11 protein-coding genes are annotated in these 11,974 nt (G+C 73.1%); 5 read left to right on the plus strand and 6 right to left on the minus strand.

The genetic code is table 11. The annotated features are described in order from the left end of the window. Positions 1-124 precede the first annotated feature (124 nt). Positions 125-985, minus strand: a complete 861-nt coding sequence (locus ABT369_RS14400) for a PhzF family phenazine biosynthesis protein (RefSeq protein ID WP_350612211.1) — start codon at positions 983-985, stop codon at positions 125-127. A gap of 80 nt (positions 986-1,065) precedes the next feature. Between ABT369_RS14400 and ABT369_RS14405 the strand changes: the two genes are divergently transcribed. The 3 genes from ABT369_RS14405 to ABT369_RS14415 all read left to right on the plus strand — a co-directional run bounded on the left by ABT369_RS14405 (position 1,066) and on the right by ABT369_RS14415 (position 4,300). Continuing rightward, positions 1,066-2,355: a magnesium transporter MgtE N-terminal domain-containing protein gene (locus tag ABT369_RS14405; protein WP_350612212.1), complete on the plus strand. Its 1,290-nt coding sequence runs from the start codon at positions 1,066-1,068 to the stop codon at positions 2,353-2,355. Next, positions 2,348-2,947, plus strand: coding sequence for a DUF1003 domain-containing protein (locus ABT369_RS14410; RefSeq protein WP_350612213.1), 600 nt, complete (start codon positions 2,348-2,350; stop codon positions 2,945-2,947). The genes ABT369_RS14405 and ABT369_RS14410 overlap by 8 nt, the downstream gene beginning before the upstream one ends. Positions 2,948-3,157: 210 nt before the next feature. After that, the gene (locus ABT369_RS14415; protein ID WP_350612214.1) at positions 3,158-4,300 is read left to right on the plus strand and encodes an Mrp/NBP35 family ATP-binding protein; all 1,143 of its coding nucleotides are present in this window, start codon (positions 3,158-3,160) and stop codon (positions 4,298-4,300) included. 1 nt (position 4,301) lies between these two features. Here the strand turns inward: ABT369_RS14415 and tatB are convergent, their stop codons facing one another. Both tatB and ABT369_RS14425 read right to left on the minus strand, forming a co-directional pair. Continuing rightward, positions 4,302-4,736, minus strand: coding sequence for a Sec-independent protein translocase protein TatB (gene tatB / locus ABT369_RS14420; protein WP_350612215.1), 435 nt, complete (start codon positions 4,734-4,736; stop codon positions 4,302-4,304). A gap of 76 nt (positions 4,737-4,812) precedes the next feature. Continuing rightward, entirely contained in the window at positions 4,813-6,138 is a 1,326-nt protein-coding gene (locus ABT369_RS14425) for a S1C family serine protease (protein WP_350612216.1), read from the minus strand. A gap of 141 nt (positions 6,139-6,279) precedes the next feature. On the opposite strand from ABT369_RS14425, the gene ABT369_RS14430 reads away from it, so the two are divergent. Together ABT369_RS14430 and ABT369_RS14435 are read left to right on the plus strand one after the other, a co-directional pair. Further along, positions 6,280-6,882 carry an O-methyltransferase gene (locus tag ABT369_RS14430; protein ID WP_350612436.1) on the plus strand — a complete coding sequence of 201 codons (603 nt, stop codon included), beginning with the start codon at positions 6,280-6,282 and terminating at the stop codon, positions 6,880-6,882. A 54-nt stretch (positions 6,883-6,936) separates the two neighbouring features. Next, entirely contained in the window at positions 6,937-8,235 is a 1,299-nt protein-coding gene (locus tag ABT369_RS14435) for a DNA glycosylase family protein (protein ID WP_350612217.1), read from the plus strand. 131 nt (positions 8,236-8,366) lie between these two features. Here ABT369_RS14435 and ABT369_RS14440 read toward each other — a convergent pair whose 3' ends face one another. The 3 genes from ABT369_RS14440 to ABT369_RS14450 all read right to left on the minus strand — a co-directional run bounded on the left by ABT369_RS14440 (position 8,367) and on the right by ABT369_RS14450 (position 11,973). Then, a complete protein-coding gene (locus tag ABT369_RS14440; protein ID WP_350612218.1) occupies positions 8,367-9,593 on the minus strand; it encodes a DUF1501 domain-containing protein in 1,227 nt (408 codons plus the stop codon). Between the two features lie 209 nt (positions 9,594-9,802). Continuing rightward, positions 9,803-11,059 carry a DUF1800 domain-containing protein gene (locus ABT369_RS14445; RefSeq protein WP_350612219.1) on the minus strand — a complete coding sequence of 419 codons (1,257 nt, stop codon included), beginning with the start codon at positions 11,057-11,059 and terminating at the stop codon, positions 9,803-9,805. Between the two features lie 122 nt (positions 11,060-11,181). After that, the gene (locus tag ABT369_RS14450) at positions 11,182-11,973 is read right to left on the minus strand and encodes an enoyl-CoA hydratase-related protein (protein ID WP_350612220.1); all 792 of its coding nucleotides are present in this window, start codon (positions 11,971-11,973) and stop codon (positions 11,182-11,184) included. Position 11,974: the final 1 nt, after the last annotated feature.

The following is an 11,974-nucleotide window of genomic DNA, read 5'->3' on the forward strand; positions in this document are numbered from 1 at the left end:
CCGTGGTGGTCCTCGGCGGCCGGCGCCGTCAGCCGACGAACGGCGGCACGATCATCTCGCCGGAGGCGATCGGCACCACGTGACCCGAGACCGTGGCCGTGGTGGTCCTCGGCGGCCGGCGCCGTCAGCCGACGAACGGCGGCACGATCATCTCGCCGGAGGCGATCGGCACCACGTGACCCGAGACCGTGGCCGACACGGCCGCGCCCGCCCGCGCCGTCACCGTGCAGTGCAAGGCCGACGGTCGATGCATTTCAAGACCTTGGGCGATTTCGTACCGGCTCAGCCCGTCGCCCGCCACCAGCCCGCTCGTCACCAGCCAGACGCCGAGCCCCAGCGCGGCCGAGCCGGTCGCCGGGTCCTCGGGCACGCCGACCTCGGGCACGAGCACCCGCACGTGCGCGAGCTGCTGCTCGGCGTCCCAGTGCAGGACGCTCAGGTTGTCCACGGGCCGCTGCAGCCGCAGCCGGCTCACGGCCTCGTCGGTGACCGACAGGAACGTGAACTCCAGCCCGCACCCGGCCTTGCGGGGCGCCGGGCCGACGTGGTCGGCCTCGGTGAGCCCGATCGACTCCAGCAGCGGCAGCGGGTCCAGGACGGGCCCGACGGTCGGGGTGCCGCCGGTGACGGTCGCGGCGCCGTGCACCTCGTCGACGTGGATCGGCAGCAGCCCCGCCCCGCACTCCTGCACCACATCGGGGCCCTTGATCACGCCGTTGCGCACGAGGGTCACCGCGCAGCCGACCGTCGGGTGCCCGGCGAAGGGCAGTTCGGTCCCCGGTGTGAAGATCCGGGCACGGTACGTCGCATCGGTCCCCGGCGTCGGCGGCAGCACGAAGATCGTCTCGGAGAGGTTGAACTCCCGCGCGATCGCCTGCATCTGCTCGGTCGCGAGGTCCCGGGCGTCGAAGACGATCGCCAGGGGGTTGCCGGTGAAGGGCCGGTCGGTGAAGACGTCGACGATCGCGTACCGCACCATGCTCATGAACGCAGCCTAGGGGGCTCAGGTCACTGAGGTTCGGTCCAACGCCTGCTTTGTGGCCTGCTTCAGTAGGCTTGAGCCTCGTGAGTACTGCGCCGCGGGTCTACATCGCACGCCTCGCGGGCCTGAGCGTGTTCGATCCGAACGGCGACCAGGTCGGCCGGGTGCGTGACGCCGTCGCCCGGGCCCGCCCCGGCAACCAGCCGCCCCGGGTGGTCGGGCTGGTCGCCGAGATGCCCATGCGCCGGCGCATCTTCCTGCCGATCGGCCGGATCACCGCGCTCGAGCCCGACGCCGTGGTGCTCAACACCGGCACGCTCAACCTGCGCCGCTTCGAGAAGCGCCCGGGCGAGCTGCTGGTGCTGGAGGACTTCATGGACCGGCACGTGACCGTGGCCGCGACCGGGCGGACGGGGGCCGTGGTCGACGTGGCCATGGACGCCGATCGCACCGGCGAGTGGTCGCTGTCGCGGGTGGCGGTGCGCGAGTTCACCGGGCGGCTCACCCGCCGCGGCCACCTCAACCAGCTCGAGTGGTCCGAGGTGACCGGGCTCGCCGGGGAGCCGCAGACGCAGGGCACCGCGGGGCTGCTCGCCGTGCTGGACAACATGCGCCCCGCCGACCTCGCCAACGTGCTGCAGGACCTCTCCGAGTCCCGGCGGGTCGAGGTCGCCGCGGCGCTGGACGACGAGCGCCTCGCCGACGTGCTCGAGGAGCTGCCGGAGCACGACCAGCTGGAGATCATCACCGCGCTGGAGCCGCAGCGCGCCGCGGACGTGCTGGAGGAGATGGACCCGGACGACGCCGCCGACCTGCTCGCCGAGATGCCCAAGCCCGAGCAGGAGGTGCTGCTGGACCTCATGGAGCCCGACGAGGCCTCCCCGGTCCGGGCCCTGCTGGAGTACGAGCCGGGCACGGCCGGCGCGGTCATGACCTCGGAGCCGATCGTGATGGCGCCCGACGCGACCGTGGCCGAGGCCCTGGCCCGCATCCGGGAGCCGCAGCTGTCGCCGGCGGTCGCGGCCGGCGTGTTCGTCACGCGCCCGCCGATGGCCACGCCGACGGGGCGGTACCTGGGCGTCGTGCACTTCCAGCGACTCCTGCGCGAACCGCCGTCCGCCCTGCTCGGCGGCGTGGTCGACAACGACATCGACCCGCTGGCGCCGCGCACGACGCTGGCCGAGATCACGCGCCGCATGGCGACCTACAACCTGGTGGTGATGCCTGTGGTCGACGACAACGACAAGCTGGTCGGCGCGGTCACCGTCGACGACGTGCTCGACCACCTGCTGCCCGAGGACTGGCGCGACCGCGACCACGCCGAGCCCCTGCCCATCGCGGTGCCGGGCACACATGGCGGTACCCATGGCTGAGCGCCGGCGGCTCGACCAGCCGCGCGCCTCCCGGATCACGCTGCCCCGCTTCGATCCGGAGGCCTTCGGGCAGTGGTCGGAGGGGATCGCCCGCTTCATGGGCACGGCGAAGTTCCTCGTCTACATGACGATCGTGATCCTGGCCTGGATCGCCTGGAACACGCTCACCCCGAGGAGCTGGCAGTTCGATCCGTACACCTTCACCTTCCTCACGCTCATCCTGTCCCTGCAGGCCTCGTACGCCGCGCCGCTGATCCTGCTCGCGCAGAACCGCCAGGCGGACCGGGACCGGCTCGCGTCGGAGGAGGATCGCCGGCGCGCGGCCGCGCAGAAGGCGGACACGGAGTACCTGGCGCGGGAGATCGCGGCGCTGCGCATCGCGCTCGGCGAGGTGGCGACCCGCGACTTCCTGCGCTCGGAGCTGGCCCGGGTCGCGGAGGAGCTGGACGAGGCGGCCGACCGGCGGGCGAAGGCGGAGCGCAAAAAGGTGCGCAAGGCGCTCGGCTCCCTGGCCGATCCGCTGGGCGCGGACGAGCCGGACGACGTCGTGGACTCCGACGAGCCGCCGCGCCGCCGCTCCCGCCGGGACTGACCAGCATTCGGGACCGAGCAGCAATACGCCGCGCGCCTCAAGGGGCTAGGCGCGCGGCGTTGTAAACGATGATCCCACCGTCTTCGGTACGCGGACAAGCCCCCTGAGGCGCACACAGGTGACATCATTCGCTTACCGGGCGTGTGACGCGTTCCTCGTGTGGGCCTGACGCGCCGGATACGGCGGGCTGCCCGACGTACCATGGCACCCATGTCTGCCCCGGCCACCACCGTCGAAGACGCGATCACCGCTGCGCTCGCGACCGTCGACGACCCCGAGATCCGCCGGCCCATCACCGAGCTGGGCATGGTCCGCGACGTCACCCTTCGCCCGGATGGCGTCGCTGCCATCGGCATCCTGCTCACGGTGGCCGGTTGCCCGCTGAAGGACAAGTTGCGCACCGACATCACCCGGGCGGTCGGGGCCGTCGCCGGCGTCGCCGGGGTCGAGGTCGAGTTCGGCGTGATGACCCCCGAGCAGCGCAAGGACCTGCAGACGAGCCTGCGCGGGGACGTGCAGGAGCCGGTCATCCCGTTCTCCCAGCCCGGCTCGCGCACCCGCGTCTACGCGGTCGCCAGCGGCAAGGGCGGCGTCGGCAAGTCGAGCGTGACCGTGAACCTCGCGGCCGCGCTGGCCGCCCGGGGCCTGTCCGTGGGCGTGGTCGACGCCGACATCTACGGCCACTCGGTGCCCCGCATGCTGGGCGCCGACGGCAAGCCGACGCAGGTCGAGTCCATGATCATGCCGCCGTCGGCGCACGGCGTGAAGGTCATCTCGATCGGCATGTTCACCCCGGGCAACGCCGCCGTCGTCTGGCGCGGCCCGATGCTGCACCGCGCGTTGCAGCAGTTCCTGGCCGACGTGTACTGGGGCGACCTGGACGTGCTCCTGCTGGACCTGCCCCCGGGCACCGGCGACGTAGCCATCTCGCTCGCCCAGCTGCTGCCCTCGGCCGAGATCCTGGTCGTGACGACCCCGCAGGCCGCCGCGGCCGAGGTCGCCGAGCGGGCCGGCTCGATCGCGCTGCAGACGCACCAGCGCATCGTCGGCGTCGTGGAGAACATGTCCTGGCTGGAGCTGCCGGACGGGCAGCGCATGGAGGTCTTCGGGGCCGGCGGCGGGCAGACGGTCGCCGACTCGCTCAGCCAGGCGGTCGGGGCGAAGGTGCCGCTGCTGGGTCAGATCCCGCTCGACACGCGGCTGCGCGAGGCCGGCGACGCCGGGCTCCCGCTCGTGCTGGCGACCCCGGACGCGCCCGCGGCGCAGGCCCTGGCCGCGGTGGCGGACCGGCTGGCGCTGCGGCGCGAGAGCCTGGTGGGCAAGCCGCTGGGCCTCAAGCCCGCCGGGCGGTAGATCAGGTCACGTCGTCCCAGCTGGCGCGGACCGCCGGCTGGGGCGCTGCTGGGGCTGGGGCCGCCGCCGGCGCGGGGGCCGTGGCCTTGCCCACGTTCTTGGCGGCCGTCGCGGCGTCCGAGGCGTCGCGCTTGACCTGGTCGGCGACGCCGCGCACGTCGTCGTAGATGCCCTGCAGGGGCTTGCGCAGCGCGGCCTCGTCCTCCTCGCTGAGCAGGTGCTTGCGCAGGAACGTCTTCGGGTGCAGGTCCTCGAGCTGGATGTCGGTGCCGAGCTCCTTGCTCAGGTCGCCGGTGGCGTTGCGGGCCATCTGACGGACCTGGCGCAGCATCTTCACACCGTCGCTGATCGCCTTGGGCAGGCGGTCCGGCCCGAAGATGAACACGCCGACCAGGATGATGACCAGGAACTCCCAGCCGCCGATGTCGAAGCCCATGTGCCGGCCCTCCCCTTGCTCTCGCTGCCCAGACTACGCACACCTGGGCCGGTTCCGGGAGGGCCGGTCAGGCCACTTACTTGGCATCCGCCACAAGGGCCACGGAGGCCTTGGCCTTAGCGGCTCCGCGCAGGTATTGGATCTCCACGGTGTCGCCCGGCGCGTACTTGCGGATCAGGGCGGTGAGGTCCCACGACTCGTCGATCGGCTTGCCGTTGACCGCCATGACCACGTCGCCCGCCTTGAGCCCGCCCCCCGCGGCGGGGCCGCCCGGCTCGACGGTGGCCAGGCGCGCGCCCCCGGCCGGGTTCTGGTAGGTGTTGTCGACCTGTACGCCCATCACCGTGCGGCGGGCCTTGCCCGTGTTGATGATGTCGGTGGCGACCCGCCGGGCGTGGTTGATCGGAATGGCGAAGGCCAGCCCGACGTTGCCGGCGCTGGCCTGATCCTCGGAGAGGGTGCCGATGACCGAGTTGATGCCGATCACGCGCCCGGCCGCGTCGAAGAGCGGCCCGCCCGAGTTGCCCTGGTTCACGGCAGCGTCGGTCTGGATCGCCGAGTAGTACCGCGCCGTGCCGTTCTCGCTGGTGCGGATGGGACGGTCGAGGTAGCTGACCACGCCGTAGGTCACGGTGCTGGTCAGCCCGAGCGGCGCGCCGACCGCGACGACCGGGTCGCCGACCTGGACGCCGTCGGAGTTGCCGAACTGGACCGGGGCCAGCTGGCCGTCCGGCAGCCCGTTCGTGTCGATCTTGAGCACCGCGATGTCCGACTCGGGGTCGGTGCCCACGACGCTCGCCACGGCCACGCTCGCGTCGCTGAAGCGGACGGTCGCCGCGCCGGTGCCGCCCTCCACGACGTGGTTGTTCGTGATCACGTGGCCGTCGCCGCTGACGACGAAGCCGGAGCCCAGGGAGGTGCCGTTGCCGACCCGCATGCTGATCGTGACGACGCTCGGGAGGACCTTCTTGACCAGCCCGGCGATCGACTCGGGGGCGCGGTTGTTCAGCGGGGCGTTGCCGACCTGGCCGGAGCCGAGGGTGGCGCCGCCCCCGCCCATCGCGAAGACGTAGCCCAGGGTGCCGCCGAGCGCGCCGGCGAGCAGTGCGGTGACGATCGACACGACGAGGACCAGCCCGATGCCCACCCGCGGCCCGGGCGAGGGCGGCGGCGGCTTCTCGAGCTCGGGCGATTCGTCGGCGGGCGGCTTGACCACCACCACCGGGGCGTCCGGGTCGCGCCACGGGTCGGCCAGCGCGTCGGACCACCAGCTGTCGGGCGCCGGCCTGGGGGCGGCGGCCTGGGGTGCACCGGGTGTGGCCCATGCGGGGCGCGCGCCCCAGCCGGTGTTGCTGGCCGGCGCGCCGGGGCCCGGCTGACGCCAGGCCGAACCGTCTGTCACGATCGGCTCCTCCGTCCGTTTCGCATCCAGCATTACACGCCCCGGCTTCGAGCATGTGGGGGCGAGGTCTCCTAGGCTTGCGGTCAATCGACTTCTCTTAAGGGGTGTCCCATTACCGCCTCCGCCCGGACCGCTGATTTCATCGACGGCTTCGTCGCCGAGGACCCGGTCCTCGCGGCCGCTCGCGAGCAGGCGTTCGAACTGGGTATCAACGCGGTCAGCCGGGGCTGCGGGGCGGCGCTGCGGGTGATCGCTGCGGTGAGCAACGCCAAGGCGGTCGTCGAGGTCGGCACCGGCACCGGGGTGAGCGGCGGCTGGCTGCTGCGCGGGATGCGCCGTGACGGGGTGCTCACCACGATCGACTACGAGGCCGAGCACCAGCGCGTCGCCCGGCGGGTCTTCTCCGCGGCCGGCAACGCCCCCTCGCGCACGCGGATCATCACCGGCCGCGCGCTCGACGTGCTGCCGCGGCTGGCCGACCGGGCCTATGACCTGGTCTTCGTCGACCACGATCCCAGCGAGTACGGTCCGGTGATCGCCGCGGCCGAGCGGCTCCTGCGCCCCGGCGGCACCCTGGCCCTGGCCGATGCCCTGGCCGGCGGCCGCGTCAGTGATCCCACGGTTCGGGATGCCGAGACGGTACTCCTCCGAGAGGCCGTCAAGTCCCTCCGCGAGAGCGAGGCGTGGATCCCGGCCCTACTCCCCCTCGGCGACGGACTGCTGCTCGCCGCTCGCGCACAGTAGCGACCGGCGGGCCGCGGACCCGAAACTGTCGTACCGGTGTTCGAAGATGCCCCCATGACCGAACTCGGCATCATCACCCAGACGATCCTGTCCGCCACCGCCCCTTTCGACCTCGGCTGCTCCCTTCGCGCGCTCGCGGACTTCCGGCCCGGCCGGCGCGACATCTCGCTGCGCCCCGGCGAGCGGGTGCGCCGCGCCTTCCCGCACCCGGCCGACCCGGACGCGGCGGTCGTGGTCGAGGTCGCCGAGCGCGACGACGGCGCCCCCGGGGCCGGGCTGACCGTGTTCAGCGCGGAGCCGCTCGCCGGGCCCGACCTGGACGCGGTGCGGGCCCGGGTCTCCGGCTGGCTCGGGCTGGACGACGACCGCGCCGAGTTCCTGCGCCGCGCCGAGGCCGACGAGTCCGTCCGGCCGCTGCTCGAGGTCGCCCGGGGCCTGCACCAGGTGCGGTTCTCGAGCCTGGCGGAGGGGGTCGTGTATTTCACGCTCCTGCAGAACTCCACCCAGTGGTATGCGACGCTGCGCAAGCGCCGCCTCACCCTCTACCTCGGCGCCCCGGTGCGGGCCGACGGCGAGGACTTCACCGCGATCCCGGACCTGCCGCGGCTGTCGCGGCTCTCGCCGGCCGAGGCGCTGCCCTACGCCGGCGCCCAGAACAAGGCCGAGCGCCTGACCGAGGTGCTCGGCGGGGTGGCCGCGATCGACGAGGAGCTCCTGCGCACCGGCCCCTACGACGAGGCCCGGGCCGCGCTGCTGGCGGTGCGGGGCATCGGCGACTACACGGCGCACGCGCTGCTGCTGCGGGCCCTCGGCCGGCCGGACGCGGTGCCGCTGGAGATGGAGCAGTACGTGCAGACGGCCCGAGCGGTCTACGGCGCCGCGCGGCCGTCGCCGGACGAGCTTCGGGAGCGGTACGGGCCGTTCATCGGGTGGTGGGCGTACACGTGCCGCACCGCCCTCACCTGGCTGGAGCAGGACGAGAAGGCGCGCGAGCGGTCCACCCGGCGCCGGACCCCGGCGACGCGGCGGCCGCGCTCGGCGCCGGGGAACACCCGCCCGCGGTCGGCTCCCCGGCACCCGGCCCCATGGAGCCCGAACGATCCCGGCCCGGCGCTCACCGCGCCCGATTCGCCGGACCCCTCGTTCGCGTCCTCGCCCACTTCTCCGCCCCCGCCCTCCGCCGCTTCCCCGTCCTCTACCGTGCCCAGCCCCCCGACCCTGTCCTCTTCGCCGCCCTCTTCCGTGCCCTCCTCCTCGCCCACTTCCTCCGCTTGCTCGTCTGAGCCTGAGCCGGATCCCGCGATCGAGCCGTCGCCCGACGAGCTGCTGCCCGCGGAGGTCATGGTGGGCTGAGCCGCTCCGGGGCCGGGCCCGCACCGCTGCCGAGCCGGCGGCGCGGGTCCGGCCCGGCTCGGGGCTCACCGCCGGCCGGACGCCGAGGCACCACGACAGGTCCAGCACCGGGCCCGAGGCCCGGTGCGGACTCAGAGGATGCCCTCCAGCTGGTCCTTGTAGCCGAGGATCTGCTCCGGGTCGGCGTCGAGCACGTCGCGCAGGAGAGTCGCGTAGACCTTGCGGAAGTCGGTCGTGAACTTCAGGTCGCCGTTGTCCAGGTCGGCGAGGCTGGGCTGCTCGCCGTAGAGGCCGCCCTTCACCGGGCTGCCCAGGATGAACATGTTCGAGGCGGTGCCGTGGTCCGTGCCGTCGGAGCCGTTGGCGGCCACGCGGCGGCCGAACTCCGAGTACACGGCGACGACCACCTTGCGGCCGGCCTCGGTCTTGGCCATGCGGTCGGCGAACGTGGTGAGCGCCTCGTCGAGGAGCTTGAGCAGGATCTCCTGCGAGTTGCGCTCCTCCGCGTGCAGGTCGAAGCCGCCGAGGGAGACGGAGAAGACGCGGGTGGCCACGTTCGCCTCGACGCAGCGGGCCACGAGGCCGAGCTGGGTCTTGAGGTCGGAGCGGCCGCCGGTGCCGGTGCCGGTCGACGCGGACATCTCGCCGTCGCCGTCGTGGTCGTCGACGCTGTGGATGAGCGCGTCGACCTCCACAAGGTCGGCGAAGGCGCGGGCGGCGCGGGCCTGCAGCGGCGGCTCGCCGTCGGAGGCCTTGCCGAACGCGGTGAGCACCTCGGGCTTGACCCCGTTGGGCAGGGTGAGGCCGGAGACGGGCACGGCGGCCCCGGCGGTCGTGGCGCCGGCCAGCAGCGGCGGCAGGACCGGCTCGAACGACACCGCGTGGCGCGGGTCGCCGCCGAACGCGTCGAGCCAGCGGCCCAGCCAGCCGGTGTTGCCGGGGCGGTCGGGCTGCGCGGTCTGCCAGATGTCCATGGACCGGAAGTGGCTGTGGTCGGGCTTCGGGTAGCCGACGCCGCGGACGATGGCGAGCTTCTTCGCGTCGAACATGCGCTTGAGGCCGGCGAGCCCGGGGTTGAGGCCGAGGGTGTCGTCGAGCCTGAGGACCTCCTCGGGCTTGTAGGCGAGCTCGTGGCGGGCGGGGGCGTAGGCCTTGTCGGCGTACGGGATGACGTTGGCCAGGCCGTCGTTGCCGCCGTAGAGCGTGACGAGCACGAGCGTCCTGGCGTCGCCGGGGCGATCGTCCCAGGCGGCGGTGCCGAAGATGTCGCGCAGCGTCCAGGCACCGCCGGCGACGAGGGCCGCGCCTCCGGCCACGCCGCTGGCGATCAGGAACTTCCTACGAGTCAGGGCGTCCATGCCGCCTCCTTTCAGCATCAGTTGATCGGCAGGCCGCGGTGAGCACCGCCGGCGTGGCGTCCATGCCGCCTCCTTTCAGCGTCAGTTGATCGGCAGGCCGCGCTCAGCGCCGCCGGCGTGGCTTCCGTGCCGCCTCCATGCGGCGTCAGTTGATCGGCAGGCCGCGGTGAGCACCGCCGGCGTGGCGTCCATGCCGTCTCCATGCGGCGTCAGTTGATCGCGTATTCGGGGCTGGCCAGGCCCAGCGTCAGCAGCCGCCGGGCGTCGTTCGCGGCCGGGGTCAGCGCGGCCAGCGTGCGGTCCGTGAACGCGTCGATCACGAGCAGGCGGGCCAGGGCCGTGGGGCGCTGGGCGGCGGGGACGGCGGTGAGGCGGTCCAGTACCGGCTGCGGAGCCCGCGCGGCGAGGGTCTGGGCGAGCTTGAACCGGCCCTGGGTGGCCGAGGTCGTGAGCCACGCCGCGCCCGCGGGCCAGCCGCCCACGCTCGGCGGGCGGAGCGGGACCTGGCCCAGCTGGTTCAGGGCGTTGAGGAGCTGCTTGCGCTGGGCGTCGGGGAGCTCGCCGGGGCGGATCTGCAGCTGGCGCAGGGCGCCGGCGAGCCACTCGACGGGCTGCTTGACGAGTTCGGCGTGGCCGTCGGCGGCGAGCAGGGAGCGTAGTACCGCTGCCGTCGTCTTCTGGGTCTTGGCGGTGTCGAGGACGTCCTGCGGGATGGGGGCGTCGCTGCAGTAGCGCAGCCAGAGGCGCCTCGCGACGAACTCGGGGCAGGCCGGCTGGGCGAGCAGGACGTCGGCGAAGCCGTCGGCGTCGAAGTCGGCGGTCCGGCCGAGGATCGTCTTGGGCTTGTCGTCGTGGCGCTTGGCGTTGAGCGTCGCGGTGCCCGCCTTCTGGTCCACCACCCAGCCGGTCAGGGCCCGCGCGCCCTCGCGCACGTCCTGCTCCGTGTAGTGGCCCACGCCGAGCGTGAAGAGCTCCATGAGCTCGCGGGCCAGGTTCTCGTTCGGGGCCTTGTCGGTGTTCTTCTGCCCGTCCAGCCAGATGATGAGCGCGGGGTCGCGCAGCATCGCGTGCACCTGGGTGGCGAAGTCGCCGAGGGCGGTGCGGAACAGGGTCTGCTGCTGGCCGAGCATCAGCGGGCCGGACTTGACCTTGTCGGCGGACGTGGCCCAGTGCCCGTGCCAGAAGAAGGTCAGCTTCTCGTGCACCTGGTGGCCGGCCTGCGCCATGCGGTCCAGCCACCAGGTGCCGACGGTCCGGATCTGCTCGGCGCGGTCGGTCTTGTCGTTGAGCACCGGGCCGAGCTTCGGCAGTGGCGTGCGGGCCGCTCCGGCGTCGGGGTCGGGCGGGCTGAACAGGGCGTCCAGGGTCGCCGCCGGGCCCTTGGACTCGGCGGCGTCGACCTCCTCCGCGGTGGGCCCGAACGTCGCCCGGCGCAGCAGATGCGCAACCTTCTCACGATCGGCCATGGAGCCCAGGCTATGGCGCGTTTGTACGAGGCACGTTAAGCCAGGCTCAGCCCTCATTGAAGAAGAACCTCAACATATACGATAAGTCCGATATGTCGTGGTGCGCAGCGCCCGACATATCGTCAGCGGCCCTCGTACACCGGCTTCTGCTTGGCCACGAAGGCCGCCGTCGCGTTGCGGTGGTCCGCGCTGTGGCCGCACAGCGCCTGAGCCTCGGCCTCGACCGCCAGGGCGTCCGCCAGAGAGCCGGAGCCGCCCGCCGCCAGCTCGCGCTTGATCTGGGCGTACGCGATCGTCGGGCCCGCGGCCAGGCGTCCGGCCAGCTCCAGCGCCGCGGGCAGGACGTCCTCGTCGGACTCGGCCAGGCGGGTCAGCATGCCCAGGGCGAAGGCGGCCTCGGCCTTCACCGGCTCGGCCAGCAGCAGCAGCTCGGTCGCCTTCGCGTGGCCCACGATCCGCGGCAGGCTCCAGGAGACGCCGGTGTCGCCGGCGAGCCCGACGTTGGCGAAGGCCATCAGGAACGCGGTCTTCGGGCCGCCGACGCGGAAGTCGGCGAGCAGGGCCAGGGACGCGCCGGCGCCGGCGGCCATGCCGTTGACCGCCGCGACGACGGGCTTGGGCAGGCCGGCCAGCAGCGTGGCGATCGGGTTGTAGTGCTCGGTGACGGTGGACAGGGAGGCGCCGGTGCCCGCCTCCAGGGAGCTCGCGTGCTCGCGCAGGTCCTGGCCGCCGCAGAACGCGCGCCCGGCGCCGGTGAGGACCACGGCGCGCACCGATGCGTCGTCCGCGATGTCCTTCAGCGCGTCGCGCAGGGCCACCTTCAGGCTGTCGGTCAGGGAGTTGAGGGCGTCGGGGCGGTTGAGGGTCAGGATCGCCACACCGGTCTCGGTGCGCTCCACGAGCAGGTCGTCCATG

The organism is Dactylosporangium sp. NPDC000244 (assembly GCF_040300725.1).
Lineage (GTDB): Bacteria > Actinomycetota > Actinomycetes > Mycobacteriales > Micromonosporaceae > Dactylosporangium.

Excerpts from the sequence above, each read along its gene's own strand:
- ABT369_RS14400 (WP_350612211.1), bottom strand. The coding sequence starts at position 985 with ATGAGCATGGTGCGGTACGCGATCGTCGACGTCTTCACCGACCGGCCC.
- ABT369_RS14410 (WP_350612213.1), top strand. The coding sequence starts at position 2,348 with ATGGCTGAGCGCCGGCGGCTCGACCAGCCGCGCGCCTCCCGGATCACG.
- ABT369_RS14415 (WP_350612214.1), top strand. The coding sequence starts at position 3,158 with ATGTCTGCCCCGGCCACCACCGTCGAAGACGCGATCACCGCTGCGCTC.
- tatB (WP_350612215.1), bottom strand. The coding sequence starts at position 4,736 with ATGGGCTTCGACATCGGCGGCTGGGAGTTCCTGGTCATCATCCTGGTC.
- ABT369_RS14435 (WP_350612217.1), top strand. The coding sequence starts at position 6,937 with ATGACCGAACTCGGCATCATCACCCAGACGATCCTGTCCGCCACCGCC.
- ABT369_RS14440 (WP_350612218.1), bottom strand. The coding sequence starts at position 9,593 with ATGGACGCCCTGACTCGTAGGAAGTTCCTGATCGCCAGCGGCGTGGCC.
- ABT369_RS14445 (WP_350612219.1), bottom strand. The coding sequence starts at position 11,059 with ATGGCCGATCGTGAGAAGGTTGCGCATCTGCTGCGCCGGGCGACGTTC.
- ABT369_RS14450 (WP_350612220.1), bottom strand. The coding sequence starts at position 11,973 with ATGGACGACCTGCTCGTGGAGCGCACCGAGACCGGTGTGGCGATCCTG.